This is a genomic window from Pseudomonas sp. LBUM1674 (assembly GCF_059695635.1).
In genome coordinates, this window is record NZ_CP166779.1 from 5,919,228 (window position 1) to 5,936,334 (window position 17,107).

The 17,107-nt window shown below is 59.5% G+C and carries 17 protein-coding genes; 13 read left to right on the top strand and 4 right to left on the bottom strand.

The genetic code is table 11. The features are described 5' to 3' along the window. The first annotated feature begins 63 nt into the window (after nucleotides 1–63). The 6 genes from ACA067_RS27205 to ACA067_RS27230 all read left to right on the top strand — a co-directional run bounded on the left by ACA067_RS27205 (nucleotide 64) and on the right by ACA067_RS27230 (nucleotide 4,423). Nucleotides 64–297 carry a hypothetical protein gene (locus ACA067_RS27205; RefSeq protein ID WP_497459311.1) on the top strand — a complete coding sequence of 78 codons (234 nt, stop codon included), beginning with the start codon at nucleotides 64–66 and terminating at the stop codon, nucleotides 295–297. 8 nt (nucleotides 298–305) lie between these two features. Beyond that, nucleotides 306–3,008 carry a toprim domain-containing protein gene (locus ACA067_RS27210; RefSeq protein WP_497459312.1) on the top strand — a complete coding sequence of 901 codons (2,703 nt, stop codon included), beginning with the start codon at nucleotides 306–308 and terminating at the stop codon, nucleotides 3,006–3,008. Between the two features lie 14 nt (nucleotides 3,009–3,022). After that, nucleotides 3,023–3,331: a hypothetical protein gene (locus ACA067_RS27215; RefSeq protein WP_497459313.1), complete on the top strand. Its 309-nt coding sequence runs from the start codon at nucleotides 3,023–3,025 to the stop codon at nucleotides 3,329–3,331. A gap of 67 nt (nucleotides 3,332–3,398) precedes the next feature. Continuing rightward, nucleotides 3,399–3,662 (top strand): hypothetical protein, encoded by a 264-nt coding sequence (locus tag ACA067_RS27220; protein ID WP_497459314.1) that lies wholly within the window; start codon nucleotides 3,399–3,401, stop codon nucleotides 3,660–3,662. Next, nucleotides 3,659–4,072: a helix-turn-helix domain-containing protein gene (locus tag ACA067_RS27225; RefSeq protein ID WP_497459315.1), complete on the top strand. Its 414-nt coding sequence runs from the start codon at nucleotides 3,659–3,661 to the stop codon at nucleotides 4,070–4,072. Before ACA067_RS27220 ends, ACA067_RS27225 begins: the two co-directional genes overlap by 4 nt. 54 nt (nucleotides 4,073–4,126) lie before the next feature. After that, entirely contained in the window at nucleotides 4,127–4,423 is a 297-nt protein-coding gene (locus ACA067_RS27230; RefSeq protein WP_497462854.1) for a hypothetical protein, read from the top strand. Between the two features lie 32 nt (nucleotides 4,424–4,455). Here ACA067_RS27230 and ACA067_RS27235 read toward each other — a convergent pair whose 3' ends face one another. Next, on the bottom strand, nucleotides 4,456–5,454 hold the full coding sequence (locus tag ACA067_RS27235) for a tyrosine-type recombinase/integrase (RefSeq protein ID WP_497459316.1): 999 nt from the start codon (nucleotides 5,452–5,454) through the stop codon (nucleotides 4,456–4,458). A gap of 331 nt (nucleotides 5,455–5,785) precedes the next feature. Between ACA067_RS27235 and ACA067_RS27240 the strand changes: the two genes are divergently transcribed. Beyond that, on the top strand, nucleotides 5,786–6,115 hold the full coding sequence (locus ACA067_RS27240; protein ID WP_497459317.1) for a hypothetical protein: 330 nt from the start codon (nucleotides 5,786–5,788) through the stop codon (nucleotides 6,113–6,115). 473 nt (nucleotides 6,116–6,588) lie between these two features. Here the strand turns inward: ACA067_RS27240 and ACA067_RS27245 are convergent, their stop codons facing one another. Both ACA067_RS27245 and ACA067_RS27250 read right to left on the bottom strand, forming a co-directional pair. Further along, a complete protein-coding gene (locus ACA067_RS27245; protein WP_497459318.1) occupies nucleotides 6,589–6,957 on the bottom strand; it encodes a PH domain-containing protein in 369 nt (122 codons plus the stop codon). A gap of 41 nt (nucleotides 6,958–6,998) precedes the next feature. Then, entirely contained in the window at nucleotides 6,999–7,358 is a 360-nt protein-coding gene (locus ACA067_RS27250; RefSeq protein ID WP_497459319.1) for a potassium channel family protein, read from the bottom strand. Between the two features lie 492 nt (nucleotides 7,359–7,850). On the opposite strand from ACA067_RS27250, the gene ACA067_RS27255 reads away from it, so the two are divergent. The 6 genes from ACA067_RS27255 to ACA067_RS27280 all read left to right on the top strand — a co-directional run bounded on the left by ACA067_RS27255 (nucleotide 7,851) and on the right by ACA067_RS27280 (nucleotide 15,627). Then, nucleotides 7,851–8,327 (top strand): formate dehydrogenase subunit gamma, encoded by a 477-nt coding sequence (locus tag ACA067_RS27255; RefSeq protein WP_497459320.1) that lies wholly within the window; start codon nucleotides 7,851–7,853, stop codon nucleotides 8,325–8,327. Continuing rightward, entirely contained in the window at nucleotides 8,324–9,886 is a 1,563-nt protein-coding gene (locus tag ACA067_RS27260; protein WP_497459321.1) for a formate dehydrogenase beta subunit, read from the top strand. Before ACA067_RS27255 ends, ACA067_RS27260 begins: the two co-directional genes overlap by 4 nt. Continuing rightward, nucleotides 9,883–12,765 (top strand): formate dehydrogenase subunit alpha, encoded by a 2,883-nt coding sequence (fdhF, locus tag ACA067_RS27265; protein WP_497459322.1) that lies wholly within the window; start codon nucleotides 9,883–9,885, stop codon nucleotides 12,763–12,765. Before ACA067_RS27260 ends, fdhF begins: the two co-directional genes overlap by 4 nt. Further along, nucleotides 12,762–12,983 (top strand): formate dehydrogenase subunit delta, encoded by a 222-nt coding sequence (locus tag ACA067_RS27270; protein WP_497459323.1) that lies wholly within the window; start codon nucleotides 12,762–12,764, stop codon nucleotides 12,981–12,983. The genes fdhF and ACA067_RS27270 overlap by 4 nt, the downstream gene beginning before the upstream one ends. 139 nt (nucleotides 12,984–13,122) lie before the next feature. After that, nucleotides 13,123–15,060 carry an alkaline phosphatase D family protein gene (locus ACA067_RS27275; protein ID WP_497459324.1) on the top strand — a complete coding sequence of 646 codons (1,938 nt, stop codon included), beginning with the start codon at nucleotides 13,123–13,125 and terminating at the stop codon, nucleotides 15,058–15,060. Nucleotides 15,061–15,123: 63 nt separating this feature from the next. Further along, nucleotides 15,124–15,627: a P-loop NTPase family protein gene (locus ACA067_RS27280; RefSeq protein WP_497459325.1), complete on the top strand. Its 504-nt coding sequence runs from the start codon at nucleotides 15,124–15,126 to the stop codon at nucleotides 15,625–15,627. A gap of 231 nt (nucleotides 15,628–15,858) precedes the next feature. Here the strand turns inward: ACA067_RS27280 and ACA067_RS27285 are convergent, their stop codons facing one another. Further along, the gene (locus ACA067_RS27285; RefSeq protein ID WP_497459326.1) at nucleotides 15,859–17,034 is read right to left on the bottom strand and encodes an aspartate aminotransferase family protein; all 1,176 of its coding nucleotides are present in this window, start codon (nucleotides 17,032–17,034) and stop codon (nucleotides 15,859–15,861) included. Between the last annotated feature and the right edge of the window lie 73 nt (nucleotides 17,035–17,107).

The following is a 17,107-nucleotide window of genomic DNA, read 5'->3' on the forward strand; positions in this document are numbered from 1 at the left end:
CAATGTCCCGAGCCCCACACCCAGTGGGTTTGGGTGAGCTTTGCCTGATGCCGAGGTTTCACTATGGGAAATGCCGTGATTGTTACCACCCAAATGCCTCCGGCCCAAGCCGAAGCGCTACTGGCTGCCATACGTGCGCAGTACCTGGTGAGCCTGAATGAACACTGGTACGCAGACGAATACCGCTACGTCCCGCAGATCGCACGACACAAATCAATCCTCGACAGAACCCCGGTAATGGCGGCCCAGAAAAGCCTGATGGCAGCCCTATCCCTTAGCCTTAAAGCAGCGAAGTAGCAGCCATGATGAAAGAAGATCTCCGCGCAAGCGTCCTTCAACGGTTGGAACACGATTTCAATCTGAAGCATCGCGTCGGAACCAACTACATGCGGGGCGGTGAGTGCCCTGCTTGTGGCAAAAAGGAACTTTACGCCCGCTACGACAAACCTTGGCAAATCCGCTGCGGCCGTCCAGAGCGCTGCGGGCACATTGCTCACGTCAAAGAGCTCTACGAGGATCTGTTCGAAGACTGGAGCAAGCGAGCTCCGTCGACGGAGAGCGACCCTGTAGCCACCGCTCGTGCTTATTTGGAATTTGCCCGCGGCTTGAATACTGGCCTGATGACTGGCTGGTTCACCCAAGAAAACTACTTCAACCAGGATCTGAACGAAGCGAGTGCCACCGTGCGCTTCGCACTGCCCAACGGTGGATATTGGGAACGCCTGATCGATCGCCCGTCACGCTTCGGCAAGATGAAGGCTCGGTTCAAGCCGAAATACAGCGCCCAAGGATTCTGGTGGTGCCCACCCACCGTCGACTTGGCCACGGTTAAAGAGATCTGGATTGTCGAGGGGATCTTCGACGCCATCAGCCTGAGCCAGAACAACATCGCGGCTGTATCGGCCATGTCCAGCAATGTCTACCCCGCTCACGCTCTTGAGGAGTTGGTCGAACTGCGCAAAGGCAATCTCCCCAGGTTGGTATGGGCCTTGGACAACGAGCCCACTGCACGCAAGTACCTGCAGCGTTGGGTTAGGCAGTCGCGAGAGCTGGGCTTCAAGTGCGTTGCCGCGCTGATTCCCCAAAGGGACGGGCGCAAGGTCGATTGGAACGACCTCCACCAGCGCTGGCAGTTTGAAGAAGGCGAGAAACGTGATCAGCGGCGCAAGCGTGATCTCGAGATTGCACGCCATGAGGGTGACCTGTTGCTGGCTGCCTCGCCTCGTGAAAAGGCCATGCTGATGTACACCTGGGAGGACGCCACGTCGGAATTCTGTCTGGAATTCGGCAACCGGATGTATTGGGCTAGGTTCGACCTTTCGAAACTGGAAGAAGAGCAGCGCGAGATCCTGAACAGCGACGATCACGACGACCAGCTGCTGAGCGAGCGAGACGCCCGGCGCAAGGTGCTCGAGTCGGTTTGCGCGTTGAAGTTGATCACCAACTGCAATTTTGAAGCGCTGTACAAGCAGGTGAACGAGGTGACCAGTGAGGCGTGGTTCTACTTCCGCGTTGACACGCCCAGCGACAACGCCCCGGAGAAATTTACCTTCACCCCAAAGCAGATCTCCTCGAGCAGCGAGTTCAAGGCGCGACTGATGTATTCCGGGGCGACCTGGCTGGGCACTCAGAAGCACCTTGACCAGATCATCATCCGGCAAACCGAAGGCCTGAAATCCGTCGAGACCATCGACTTCATTGGCTACAGCAAGGAGCACAAGGCCTACATATTCAACGACATCGCCGTCCAGGGTGGCACCGTTTACAAGGCCAACGCGGAAGACTACTTCGACCTCAGCAAAAAGCGGGTCAAGTGCCTGATGAAGTCGGTGAAGATCAATTTGTCGATCGACTCCAAGGGCTACCGTGAGGACTGGCTACCCAAGCTCTGGCTGTGCTTCGGAGAAAAAGGCGTGGTGGCCCTGACGTACTGGTTCGGCGCATTGTTCGCCGAGCAGATTCGCGCCGAATACGAAAGCTTTCCTTTCCTGGAAATGTCGGGCGAACCGGACTCCGGGAAAACCACGCTGATCAAGTTCATCTGGAAACTGTTCGGGCGCCTTTATGAAGGCTTCGACCCTGCCAAAGGCTCCACATCTGGCCGTAGCCGTGCGATGGGCCAGGTGGCCAACCTCCCGCTGGTGATGCTCGAGGCCGACCGTAACTCCAACGCCGATAACACTAAATCGTTCGAATGGGATGAGTTCAAGGACTTCTATGGCGGCGGTCTGCTGCGCACACGTGGCATCAAGACCAACAGCAACGACACCTACGAACCTCCCTTTCGTGCAGCTATCGTGATGGCGCAAAACGCCCCTGTAATAGGCCACGAGGCGATTCTCAGCCGAATTGCCAAGCTGTACTTCCCCAAGCCTAACATCACCGAGGAGAGCCGCGCCGCAGCCGACTCACTGGTGCAGACAGAGGTTGAAGACGTAAGCCACTTCATGGTCAAGGCCATGAAAGCAGAGCAGCAGGTCCTGGCGCGCTTTGCCGAGGTGTACCCCAAGTACCGCGCTGAATTGTGGGCGAGCAAAAAGCTCGGCTCCGACCGCGTCATTCGCAACCACAGCATGCTGCTCGCCCTGGTGGACTGCCTGCAGCTGGTACTACCGCTGTCCGATCGCATGGTGAGCGACACACGCAAATATATCCTCGGCATGGCGGCCGAGCGCCAGTCAGCAATCACCACCGACCCGCAGGAACTCAACGAGTTCTGGCAAGTGTACGACTACTTGGAATCGCTCAGCAGCGAGCCCCTGGTCAACCACAGCAAAACCCCTGGGGTGATCGCCATCAACCTCAACCAGTTCGCAGAAGTCGCCATGGAACACCGCCAGCGGATTCCAGACTTGAGCGTCCTACGACGGATGTTGAAGGAAGGCCGAACCCACAAATTCATCGACGCCAGCCGACCGACCGAAAGTGCTGTCCGGGCCAGCCTGCAGATGCGCACTCCCCTCACTCCAATCCCCCAGTCAGTTCGCTGCTGGGTGTTCAAAGCCTAACCAGGAGCAGAACGATGCAAATCCAAGTAATGAACCGCTCTGGCAGCAATGACGCTTCTGACGTAATCGGGGTTGTGCTCGCCCGTCTCAACGAAACAAGCAATGGCTACGTTCAGGCAGATGCCTATGCCGTAGACGGATTGCTGGGAATTCTTGACGTCCGTGCAGCTCGTGGGGAGCGCGAAATTCTGGTCATCGGATGCAGCCGCGATCAGATCCGAGCCGTCCTGGAGTGGCAATCGTGCACGGATGGTGATGAGGAACTGGAGGATTTGGTGCTGCATCTGGTGCGGTACGAAACCACCGAAAGGACGGTCGACTAAAGACCGTAAATGAAGGGTGTCGAGGAGTTGCACCTCCCCGACACCAACCACCACTGAGGGCAACACCATGCAAGCACAGCACCTAAGCAGCAGCGACCCGAAGGCTATCACATCGACAGTTGAAGGCGCACAAGCAGCGCGCCATCTGATGGCTATCCGGATTGTTGGAACAGCGTTGTTCGATTACCAGGTGCGGAAAACCGCCGATGCGCGGATCCGCCTCGAATCCCTCACCAGCATGGCCCAACAACTCGGTGACCTCACAGCAAACGAAGCAGCTGTCGTGACCCAGTTGCTGAACAAACCTACTCAATTTGGAGCGAACGTATGAAAAAGGCCGAGATTAATAAGCCGTTGAACAGTCCCCAACTGCGCGCCATGCATGGGGCGCTCGAACTCTTGCAGGGTGATCACCGTGAACCTTCGCCAGAATGGGAAGCGCAGGCCGTTAGGGTCATTTATGAACTGCAGGCCGCGTTATCTGATCAGCCCGCGCCGGTAGCAGTGGTGATGCCTGAACTGCACTCGAAGAGAAAGAAAATGCCCCCAGCTTCTTCAACGCCATCGCTATCTGTCAGCGTTGAAGAAGCTGCGCGGCTCACAGACCATTCACGGTCTGGAATTTACGAGGTAATCGCTTCGGGTGACCTCAAAGCGTTCAAGCTTGGACGCCGCCGTCTGATTTTGGTGACCGAGTTGAAAGCCTGGATTGAGCGGGTAGCTAAGGATGGAGCCAGGTGATGGCTGTGGCGACGAGATTAGTAACGGAGGGCCGCTATGCCCGCTGAAATGCCAATGGTATCGCCGGATCTACTCCACTCGATACACGAACTGATTCGGCAGTTGCAACGTCCAGCAGTCGCGGCTGAGCACGAGCTGTGGACATCACAAGATATTGCGGCCTACTTGAAACTATCCGCCTACACAATTGAACGCAGGGTCGTAATTCAGCCCGGATTTCCAGCAAGCGTGCAGCCCTGCGCAACTGGGGCAAAGGCCGCGAAAAGATGGTTTGCGGGAGAGGTGATCACTTGGTTGCGCCAACATCGCGCTAGATTGCCCACAGCGAGACGATCAAGACAAACAGCGTGACTGAACAAGCCTGCGTACTCCGCAGGCTTTTTTTATCCCAGCCTTTGCGCCAGTTCCGATGCCGTGGCGTTGTAGTAAATCATCAAGGACTTCAGATCCTTGTGGCCGGTAATACGTGCTAGGTCCAGCACATCAACCTTGCGAGCAAGCCGAGTAATAGCTTCATGCCGCGTGTCGTGGAAAGTCAGACCATCAATCCCCAGCTCGTCGCGAATCCTTCGGAACATGCTGTCCGCCGACGCTGACTCCAGTTTGAACAGTCGATCACCAGCGCCCTTCCCTTTATAGAGCGGCTCCAACAACTCTCCCGCCCGCTTGCTGAGTGGAACATTCCGACTTGTGCCGTTCTTTGTCATGGGCAGATGAACGAAGCGGTCACGCAGATTCACCCACTTCGCGGTCATACCTAATATCTCGCCCTGCCTCATGGCGGTTTCGATGGCGATGAGGAATGCATATGCCAACTCTTGAAGCAGCGTCACCGGCGGCTGCCCCTCAACAAAGCCCAGACGATTCAGCAGTGCGTTGATTTCACTTGGAGCAACACGACGGTCGCGGGGAGCTCCATTACTCGGACGCTTGGCATCTCGCACGGGGTTGACCAGGCACGCCTTCCATTCTCGTCTGGCGAGTTCAAACACGGATGAGAGAAGTGTCATTTCACGCCGTACGGTCGCTGTTTTCACCTTCTTCAGTCTTGCATCACGCCATTGAGCGACCTGCTCAGACGTTATGCTCTCCATCAGTTCTCCGACCCACTCAAGTTCTCTGTCGAACTTATCCAACCGCAACTCTTCCCATCGCTGGCCAGCCTTGGTGGGTGACACATCCCGCTTGTATCTGCGCAAGGCTTCCGAAAGAGTCATTGACACACTTGTCCGGGATTTCCCGCTTTGCGCGATGATCTCAGCTTCACGAGCAGTTGCCCACGCAACCGCCGCTGCCTTGGTATCGAAGGTTTGGGAGTCACGCACTCCCTGCTTCGCAACCTCGGCCCGCCAACCACCGCTTCGTTTCCGATACGAAGCCATCACACCCTCCTGGCGTAAAAATGGCGTAAAGGCTAACACGCAGATGCATGATTCTGCCGTCCACTGTCTTAACCCAACACTACCTACCCCCAGCATAGCCGGGCATCGCAGGGGATTGCCGCATATGGTACGTTACTGCCGCGAAGCGACCGTTGCCCCCTCGGGGCACCAAAATTAAGAAAGGTCTTGCTTTGCAAGGCCTTTTTTTTCGCCTGCAAAAAAGCACCTGACACCCCACCGTCCCGTGTAGGAGCTGCCGAAGGCTGCGATCTTTTGATCTTGCTCTTCCACGCCGCCCACACCGGCGGAACATTTCACAAGGATTCCCCCCATGGAATTGCTGCTGGAAACCGTTGCCCTGTTCTCCCTCAAGCTCGCTTACGAGACGGAAGATTCAAGTCCGATTCTGCGGGATGATCTGATGATGAGCGATTATGAGCGGGAGGTGTTTGGGTTGCTGGTGCGTAGGGGGGATGTTGAGGCGATCCAGAGTAAAGTCGATGAATGCCTGGGTTTGGCGCAGAACGCCATCGGCGGTGGCGATACCGTCCTGGGACGTGAGCTGAACAGGTTGGCGGCAGATTTCAGCGGTGTGCGAAAGATGGAGCAGCTTGATTCCCCACTCCTCGCGCTCAAGCAATATTTGATAGATATCCAGTGAATGAAGCTACTCAAATCGAGGAGATTTGAGATCTGACAGAGTCAACCCAGGGTATCCCCGCCCCGCCCCCAATTGCATTGGCCGTCTTCGCCCTCAAAATCGGATCTATTTTATAACCGCGCCACAACAATCGCATCAGATCGGCCGACATCAACACTCGTCTGGCACCACACCAAAGCCGCGAAACTGACTTGCCGGCGTAGAAAAGCATTAGCTGCCGTAAAAATTGTAGTATCCCTGCTTCTGTCATCCCGAAGGCTACAACCCTCGTCATCTAGACCAAGTCGTGGATTTGCATACTCCTGCTGGTCAGCAGCGCAATCAAATGAGCGGACTGCTTGCGATGGTGGCAGGGCTTTCAACATTGATTGGCTGATCGGGCGCTTTCGCGGGCAAGCCCGCTCCCACAGGGATTTTGGTTAACTGACTGGCGGTGTCAGACCCGAATGCTTTCGGGGCTGTCGAAACTCAGTTCAAAGCACATGCTGGGAAATCAGCTTCGATATTTCCACCATCGAAGTCCTGCCGGTGAATTCGAATTTCACTTTTCCCAGCGACGAAAAATAGATTTCCAGCTCGGAATCCAGGTCGAACGTCCCCGAGGTTTCCACCGAATACGCCACGATGTTTTTGTACGGCAATGAGGTGAAGTCTTTCTTGCTGCCGGTGAGGCCCTGCACGTTGACGGCGATGATGCGTTTGTTGGTAAACACCACACCGTCGCGCATGGATTTGTAGGAGTCGATGACTTGCTCCCCTTCCAGTAGCAGGGCGGTGACACGTTCTGCGTATTCGTCGTTCTGTTTGAGTTTGAAGAAGCCTTTGTTGTTGAAATCGATCATCTGCCATTCCCTGTTTTTCAAATGAGCATCTAAGCACGACTTCACGCCGTCGGCTTACCCGATTCCTCATGCCCCGCCGCCCGCACGGCAACCTCAATCGCCCGAACACTGATCGCCGCAAATATCGCCGTCATCAGCACCCCGTTGAACCCCAGAAAAATCGCCAGAACCCGCGAGACGCCAAGTTTCGGCACGAGCTCTCCATAGCCAATGGTCAAACCGGTCACGAAGCCGAAATAGATGCCGTCAAAAGGATCCCATCCCTCCAGGTGGCTGATGATGAGGCCGAACAGCACGATCAGAAAAAACAGTACGGAAAAGATCGGCCAGACAACGCGCAAGTAGAACCCGAATGCTTTGAAGAATTCTCGACGGACGTGCGATGCATGAGTGGGCTTCATGTCATGGGCTTCCTGAGGTTTGCCTGAGCGGCAGGCGTATTAACACTCCATCAGCTTGGCACAAGCGCTGGAAACGGGTGGCAAATCGCTGCTCGCGACCAATGGACCGCTGCCTCCAACACCTTGCGGTCGAGGTATTACCCCGGCTCGCACACCACCAGGGCCATGGCCATTCACCCCATTGTTCATCGGCGATGTCTGTCACCGCGACAACGCCTCCGGCCGTACTCTTCTAGACTCAATAGAAGGTCGTAGAAAGAACCGAACACGTCGCTTTGGTGCAGTTCAATCAAAAGCAGCGTGGCAAGCTGCCTTTATGCCCTTTAAGAGGTGCGGCAAAGACCGCGCCGGGCACAACAAGATGCCCGCTCAGGGTGCCCTGGCCAACGGCCTGAAATTGCCACGATACCGTGACGTGGTGTGAGTGCCGCAGCCGACACTTTCGGACGACCGACAACCGCCTGGTTTGTCCGTGACCGTGAGGATTGCTGAATGCCTGATGAGATGTTGCACCTGCCGATGGTCAACAGCCTGCTGGAGCGCCACAAGGGCACTCCGGGTGCACTGTTGCCCATCCTTCATGATATTCAGGAACGCATCGGTTACATCCCCGATGCGGCCATCCCCGAGATTGCCCACGCCCTCAATCAGAGTCAGGCCGAGGTTCGCGGGGTGATCAGCTTTTACCATGACTTCCGTACCGCGCCGCCGGCCCGGCATATCCTGCGGCTGTGCCGTGCCGAGTCCTGCAAGAGTCGCGGCGCCGAGCAGCTGGCCGCGCAGTTGCGCGAACGTCTGCAACTGGATGTCCACGGCAGTAGCGCCGACGGCAGCATCAGTCTGCGCCCGGTGTATTGCCTCGGTGCCTGCGCCTGTTCGCCCGCGCTGGAGCTGGATGGCCGGGTGCATGCGCGGCTCAGTGCCGAGCGCCTGGATGCCTTGCTCGACGCTTGCCGGGAGGACGCATGATGCCATCGCTCTATCTGCCCAGTGATTCGCTGGCCCGTGCCGTGGGTGCCGATGAGGTGGCGGTGGCCCTTATCACTCAGGCCCGGGAACGCAATCTGCCTCTGGAGTTGCAGCGCACCAGTTCGCGCGGCCTGTATTGGCTGGAACCGCTGCTGGAAGTGGACAGCCCGCAAGGCCGGATCGGCTTCGGTCCGCTGACCGCTGCCGATGTGCCGTCCGTGCTCGAAGCCCTGCAAGGCGAGCCGTCCGCGCATCCACTGGCCTTGGGTCTGGTGGAAGAATTGCCGTATCTGAAGACTCAACAACGCCTGCTGTTCGCCCGCGCCGGGATTACCCGGCCGCTGTCGCTGGACGATTACCGGGCTCACGGCGGTTTCGAGGGTTTAAACAGGGCTGTCACCATTGGCGGCGAGCAGACCGCGACGGAAGTATTCGATTCGGGCCTGCGTGGCCGTGGCGGCGCGGCCTTCCCGGCCGGGATCAAATGGCGCACGGTGCGCGTCACCCAGGCGGCGCAGAAGTACATTGTGTGCAACGCCGATGAAGGCGACTCCGGCACCTTCGCCGATCGCATGTTGATGGAAGGCGACCCCTTCCTGCTGATCGAAGGCATGGCCATCGCCGGTCTATGCGTCGGTGCCACTTACGGCTACATCTACGTGCGTTCGGAATATCCAGACGCCGTGGCCACACTGCGCCAGGCGCTGAACATTGCGCGGACCGCCGGTTACCTGGGCGCCAATGTCGGCGGCAGCGGCCAGGCGTTCGATATGGAAGTGCGGGTCGGTGCTGGCGCTTACATCTGCGGTGAAGAAACTGCGCTGCTGGACTCGCTCGAAGGCAAGCGCGGGATCGTTCGCGCCAAGCCGCCGATCCCTGCCTTGAAAGGCCTGTTTGGCCTGCCGACCTTGGTGCACAACGTGCTGACCCTGGCCTCGGTGCCGCTGATTCTGGCCAAGGGCGCGCAGTTCTATCGCGATTACGGCATGGGCCGCTCCCTGGGCACCATGCCTTTCCAGCTGGCGGGCAATATTCGTCGCGGCGGCCTGGTGGAACGGGCCTTTGGCCTGACCCTGCGCGAACTGGTGGAAGACTACGGCGGCGGCACCGCCAGTGGCCGGCCGCTGAAGGCTGCTCAGGTTGGCGGTCCTCTCGGCGCCTGGGTGCCGCCGTCGCAATTCGACACGCCGCTGGATTACGAGGCCTTCTCCGCCATCGGCGCCATGCTCGGTCACGGTGGTGTGGTGGTGGCTGACGACAGCCTGGACATGGCCCATATGGCGCGCTTCGCCATGCAGTTCTGCGCAGAGGAATCCTGTGGCAAATGCACCCCCTGCCGCATCGGCTCGACCCGGGGCGTGGAGGTGATCGACCGGCTGCTGGCCGCGCCTGACCAGAGCGGTCGGGATGAGCAGGTGATCATCCTCAAGGACCTGTGCGACACCCTGCAATACGGTTCGCTGTGCGCGTTGGGCGGCATGGTCTCCTTTCCGGTCGCCAGCGCTCTCAAGCACTTCCCCGCCGACTTCGGCTTGCAGCCCTCGGAGGCCGAGCAATGATCACTCTCTTCGACCCGAAAACAGACATTGACCTTGGAACGCCGGCCCGCAACAGCCAGGTGCAGGTCACCCTGAACATCGACGGCCGCAGCATCAGCGTGCCTGAAGGCACCTCGGTAATGCGCGCCGCTGCTTTGTTGGGCACCACCATTCCCAAACTGTGCGCCACCGACAGCCTGGAAGCCTTCGGCTCCTGCCGCATGTGCCTGGTGGAAATCGATGGCATGCGTGGCTACCCGGCGTCCTGCACCACGCCGGTCACCGAAGGCATGAGCGTGCACACCCAGACGCCGAAGCTCGCGACCCTGCGCCGCAACGTCATGGAGCTGTACATCTCCGATCACCCGCTGGACTGCCTGACCTGCTCGGCCAACGGTAACTGCGAGCTGCAAACCGTGGCCGGCCAGGTCGGCCTGCGGGAAGTGCGCTACGGCTATGAAGGCGACAACCATCTGGCCGACGTCAAGGACACGTCCAACCCTTACTTCGACTACGACCCGAGCAAGTGCATCGTCTGCAACCGCTGCGTGCGCGCCTGCGAAGAAACCCAGGGCACCTTTGCCCTGACCATTACCGGGCGCGGTTTCGAATCCCGGGTCGCGGCCGCCGGTGGCGAGAACTTCCTCGACTCCGAATGCGTGTCCTGCGGCGCCTGTGTGCAGGCCTGCCCCACCGCGACCCTGATGGAAAAAAGCGTGGTCGAACTGGGTCAGCCCGAACGCAGCGTGATCACCACCTGTGCCTATTGTGGCGTCGGCTGCTCGTTCCGCGCCGAGATGAAAGGCGACCAGCTGGTGCGCATGGTGCCGGACAAGAACGGCCAGGCCAACCACGGCCATTCCTGCGTCAAGGGGCGCTTTGCCTGGGGCTACGCTACCCACCCGGATCGCATCACCAAGCCGATGATCCGCCAGCACATCAACGACCCTTGGCAGGAAGTCAGCTGGGATGAAGCGGTGACCTACGCCGCCAGCGAATTCCGCCGACTGCAGCAAAAATACGGCCGCGATTCCATTGGTGGCATCACCTCCAGCCGCTGCACCAACGAAGAAACCTACCTGGTGCAAAAACTGGTGCGCGCCGCCTTCGGCAACAACAACGTCGACACCTGTGCGCGGGTCTGCCACTCGCCGACCGGCTATGGCCTGAAACAAACCCTGGGCGAGTCCGCCGGCACCCAGAGTTTCGACTCGGTGATGCAGGCCGACGTGATCCTGGTGATGGGTGCCAACCCCAGCGACGCCCACCCGGTGTTCGCCTCCCAGCTCAAACGCCGCCTGCGTGAAGGCGCACGGCTGATCGTGATCGACCCACGCCGCATTGATCTGGTGGACTCGGTGCATGCCCGCGCCGAGCTGCACCTGGCCCTGCGCCCGGGCACCAACGTCGCCATGCTCAACGCCCTGGCCCACGTCATCGTCACCGAAGGCCTGCTCGACCAGGCCTTTATCGACGCCCGTTGCGAGGGCAGCGATTTCGCCCGCTGGAGCGAGTTCGTCAGCCGCGCGGAAAACTCGCCGGAAGTCCTTGGCACCATCTGCGGCGTAGAACCTGCCGACATCCGCGCCGCCGCCCGCCTGTATGCCACCGGCGGCAACGCGGCGATCTACTACGGCCTGGGCGTCACCGAGCACAGCCAGGGCAGCACCGCGGTCATGGGCATCGCCAACCTGGCCATGGTCACCGGCAACATCGGTCGCGAAGGCGTGGGCGTGAACCCGCTGCGGGGGCAGAACAACGTTCAGGGCTCCTGCGACATGGGCTCCTTCCCACACGAGTTGCCCGGCTACCGGCACATCTCCAACGAGGGGGTACGGGCGCAGTTCGAACAGGCCTGGAACGTCACCCTGCAACCCGATCCGGGCCTGCGCATTCCCAACATGTTCGAGGCAGCCCTGGGCGGCAGCTTCAAGGGCTTGTACTGCCAAGGCGAAGACATCGCCCAGAGCGACCCCAATACCCAGCACGTCACCGCGGCGCTGTCGGCCATGGAATGCGTGGTGGTGCAGGACATTTTCCTCAACGAAACCGCCAAGTTCGCCCACGTGTTCCTGCCGGGCTGCTCGTTCCTGGAAAAAGACGGCACCTTCACCAACGCCGAGCGGCGCATCTCTCGGGTGCGCAAAGTCATGGACCCTCTGGGCGGCAAGGCCGACTGGGAAGGCACCGTGGCCCTGGCCAACGCTCTGGGTTACCCGATGAACTACACACACCCGTCGCAAATCATGGATGAAATCGCCAGCCTGACGCCGACTTTCACCAACGTCAGCTACGCCGCACTGGACAGCCACGGCAGCCTGCAATGGCCGTGCAACGCCGCGGCACCGGACGGCACGCCGACCATGCACATCGACCAATTCGTGCGCGGCAAGGGGCGCTTCATGCTCACCGGCTACGTGCCCACCGAGGAAAAGGTCAACAATCGCTATCCCCTTCTGCTGACCACCGGGCGCATCCTCAGCCAATACAACGTCGGCGCCCAGACCCGGCGTACCGAGAACGTCGCCTGGCACGCCGAAGACCGCCTGGAAATCCACCCGACCGACGCCGAGAGCCGTGGCATCAATGAAGGTGACTGGGTCGGCATCGGCAGCCGCGCCGGCCAGACCGTACTGCGTGCGCGGGTCACCGAACGGGTCGCCCCGGGCGTGGTGTACACCACCTTCCACTTTCCTGAATCGGGGGCCAACGTCATCACCACCGACAACTCCGACTGGGCCACCAACTGTCCGGAGTACAAGGTCACCGCCGTTGAAGTCAGCCGCGTCTACCACCCTTCCGAGTGGCAAAAACGCTTCCAGGCCTTCAGCGACGAACAACACCGTCTGCTCAAAGACCGCCGTCAGGCGCGTGGTGCCAAGGCGGAGGTACGCCGATGAGCACTGCTAACCTGATCAAGATGGCCAACCAGATCGCCTTGTACTTCGCCAGCGAACCGGACCAGCAACAGGCCGTGCTCGGGGTGCGCAATCATCTGCAGATGTACTGGACGCCCGGCATGCGCAAGGAGTTGCTGACCTGGCAGACAGAGCATCAGGGGGCAGACTTGCACCCACTGGCGCAGGCGGCGGTCAGTGGGGCGGGCTGGGAGGCTTAGGTTCAAACGAGCCCTTTGGATTGTCCCTTGGTCTGTGAAGGCAGACCAAGGGGCAATAACCCGACGTAAGTAGGCAACAATTCATTTACACCAGCTGCGTTATCATCCCGCGTCCCTGCACCTTGAGTCTTGAACCCGGATGCCCATGTCTTCACCCTTGCCCGACGCTGATCAATCCCTGACCCCTGTCCTGGTCGGCCCGCTATTGCGGCGGCTGGAGCCTACACGGCTGGTGCTTTGGCTTGTAGGATCGCGGGCATTGTCGTTGACGTTGCGGCTGCAGCATGCCGGCGATATCCGCCTGGACGACACGCACTGCACGGTCATCCCGGTCGGTACTCACGCGTTCGTGCATTTGATCGATGTGCCACTGGACAGCCCCCTGCCCTGCGACACGCTGATTGAATACGACCTGTTGATCGACAAAGGCGAAGGTGATGGCGCCGAGTCGGGCATCGCCGACTGGGCCCCGCACTTGCTGTACGGCGAGGCCGGTTGCCCGAATTTCGTCCTGCGCTCACGGGTCGATCAACTGTTGCACGGTTCCTGCCGCAAGCCGCACTTCCCGGCGCCGGATGGCCTGCTGTGTGTCGATCGTTTGCTGGAGTCCGAGCCCGACGCGGAAAAACGCCCGGCGCTGTTGATGATGAGCGGCGATCAGGTGTACGCCGACGATGTCGCGGGGCCGACGTTGCGGGCCATTCATGCCTTGATCGAGCGGCTGGGGCTGTTCGAGGAGCACCTCGAAGGTGCGGTGGTCAGCGACAGCGCCAAACTCTATAACCACCCGGCCAGTTACTACAATCGTGCGGATTTGTTACCGGCGCTGCAAAGCAACGACACCCTGCGTGACCGATTTTTCGGTGGAGCGCGCAAGCCGATTTTCACCAGCAGCAGTGCCGACAACCATCTGGTGAGCTTCGCCGAGGTCATGGCCATGTACCTGTTGGTGTGGTCGCCGACGCCCTGGACCTTGATCGCGCCGAAACCGCCAAAATTGATACCCGAACGACGCGAGCGGTATGCGCTGGAGCAGAAGCGTATCGATGGCTTCAAGGCCGGCCTCGGCAACGTGGCCCGAGCGCTGGCACATCTGCCAAGTCTGATGATTTTCGACGATCACGACATTACCGATGACTGGAATCTTTCCGCGCAATGGGAAGAAACGGCCTACGGCCATCCGTTCTCCAAGCGCATCATCGGCAATGCGCTGATCGCCTACATGCTGTGCCAGGGCTGGGGCAATAATCCGGATGCGTTCAGCGGCGTGCTGGCGAAAACCCGTTTATTGAGTGCTACGGGGCAGGACCGTTATCTCGACAGTGATGTCCAGGACGCGTTGATCGATGAACTGTTGATATTCCAGAACTGGCATTTCGTGCTGCCCACCACCCCGGCGATAGTGGTGCTCGACACCCGTACCCGGCGCTGGCGCAGCGAGATGACGCTCAAGCAACCTTCGGGATTGCTGGATTGGGAAGCCCTCAGTGAGCTGCAACAGGAATTGCTGGATCATCCCTCGGCAATCATCGTTTCGCCGGCGCCGATCTTCGGCGTCAAACTGATTGAAACCGTGCAACGGGTATTCAGCTGGTTTGGTTACCCCTTGCTGGTGGACGCGGAAAACTGGATGGCCCATCGCGGCGCGGCGCAGGTGATCCTGAACATTTTCCGACACTCGCGTACGCCCGGTAACTACGTGGTGCTGTCGGGCGATGTGCATTATTCCTTCGTCTATGAAGTGCTTATCCGACATCGCAAGGCGGGTCCGAGGATCTGGCAGGTCACCAGCAGCGGCATAAAAAACGAATTTCCGCCGAGCCTGCTCGAGTGGTTCGACCGGCTCAACCGCTGGCTCTATTCGCCCCGCTCGCCGCTGAACTGGCTGACCAAACGCCGACGGATGCGCATTGTTCCACATGTTCCGGAGCACGCTGAAGCCGGGGAGCGGCTGTGGAATTCGGCGGGGATCGGGCAGGTGTTCTTTAATGAGAAAGGACAACCGCAGGAGATTTATCAGTTGAATGCGGATGGGGCGCCGAAGACGCGAATGGTGGCGCCTGAGGATAGTGACTGATGGCGAGACCGAGTCGCCTGCAATCGCGAGCAAGCTCGCTCCCACGGTTGATCGGTGTTGGTTATGGATCTCACTCGAACCCTGATTATTGGGAACTCCGGCTCGGGTAAGAGCTGGCTGGCCGAGCGGCTGGCCGGGCATCTGCAAGTGCCTTGGGTTGAACTGGATGACCTTCATTGGCTGTCCGACGAACACAGCATCGCCCGGCCCCGATCTGAGTCTTTGGCGATGGCACGGATTGCAGCCAGTGAAGAGCGCTGGGTGATCGAGGGGGTTTACGGCTGGATAATCAGCGAGCTTATCCACCGGGCCACGGCGCTGATCTGGCTGCGTGTTGAAGATCAAGAATGCGTCGCCAATATTCGCCAACGAGAGGCGAAGCGCGATGCCAGTGATGAGTTGTACATTGCCTTGCTGGACTGGGCCGGCAGCTATCGGACCCGCGATGACTCCAGCGGATTTGCCGCGCATCAGCGACTGTTCGAGGGGTTTGCCGGCTCGAAACTTCAAATGATGGACCGCTCCGAGGTGATGGCTTTCGCGAGTACGATGCGACGAACCCACTGATATCACCTGCATTACCCTTTTACGGCCGAAGCTTGAATGGCCGTTATTTCGCACCTGCACCAATGTCCGGCGCTTAAATCGGATCGGGATTACAACGTTCACGGAAACGTCTTTTGGAAAACGGATCCATACTGCGCGCCTATCGGAATGCGGAGAAGACGATGCGGCAGGAAAGCTGACGACACTGAAGAAGACACCGATCCTACAGGGGATTGTGTGTCCCGGGGTATATCAGGTCGCGCTGAGCGCCCGACAAACCCCTCTGACAATCATCTCCACTTCTCGCTCATCAATGGTCAGCGGCGGCAGCAGGCGGATGGTTTTGCCCCGTGTCACATTGATCAACAAACCGTGATCCCGGGCGGCGATCAGCGTCAGGTCGCGGATCGGTTGCTTGAGTTCGATGCCGATCATCAAGCCTTGGCCACGGATCGCCAGGACGTTCGACTCGTCCGCCAATTCGATGCGTAATCTGCTCAGCAAGCGTTCACCCTGCAGCTTGGCGTTTGCCAACAGGCCCTGCTCCTCAATGATCTCCAGCACCGTGCAACCCACGCGGCACGCCAGTGGATTGCCGCCGAACGTGCTGCCGTGGCTGCCGGGGGTAAACAGGTCGGCGGCTTTGCCCCGGGCCAGGCAGGCGCCGATGGGGATGCCATTACCGAGACCTTTGGCCAGGGTCATGACGTCCGGGACGATGCCTTCGTGCTGGAACGCAAACCATTGGCCGGTGCGGCCGATGCCGGTCTGGATCTCGTCGAGCATCAGCAGCCAGGCGCGCCGGTTGCACAGTTCGCGTACGGCTTTGAGGTAACCGGGCGGGGCCAGTTGCACACCGCTTTCGCCCTGGATCGGTTCCATCAGGATCGCCACGATGCGCGAGCCATGGGCTTGCTGCACCTTGTCCAGCGCCTTGAGATCGCCGAATGGCACTTTGATGAAATCTCCCGGCAGCTCATTGAAACCCAGGCGCACGGCCGGGCCGTCGCTGGCGGACAAGGTGCCAAGCGTACGGCCGTGGAAAGCGTTCTCCATGACCACCACCAGCGGTTGCTCGATACCTTTGTGCCAGCCGTATAGCCGCGCCAGTTTCAATGCAGTCTCGTTGGCTTCGGCACCGGAGTTGTTGAAGAACGCCCGCTCCATGCCCGCCAACTGCGTCAGTTGCTGCGCCAGGCGCTGTTGCCAGTCGATGCTGTAAAGGTTGGAGGTGTGCAACAACAGGCCGGCCTGTTCGCTGATGGCGCAGACGATTTTGGGGTGGGAGTGACCGACATTGGTCACCGCCACGCCCGCCACCGCGTCGAGATATTCACGACCGGCCTGATCCCACAGGCGCGTGCCCAGGCCTCTGCTGAAACTCAATGCCAGGGGTTGGTAAGTGCTCATCAGGCAGGCGGCGGTCATGACATCAGGCTCCATCAATAGTCGGTGTTTTTCCAGTATGGTTAGCCACCTGAATTGGATAAACACTGCCAAA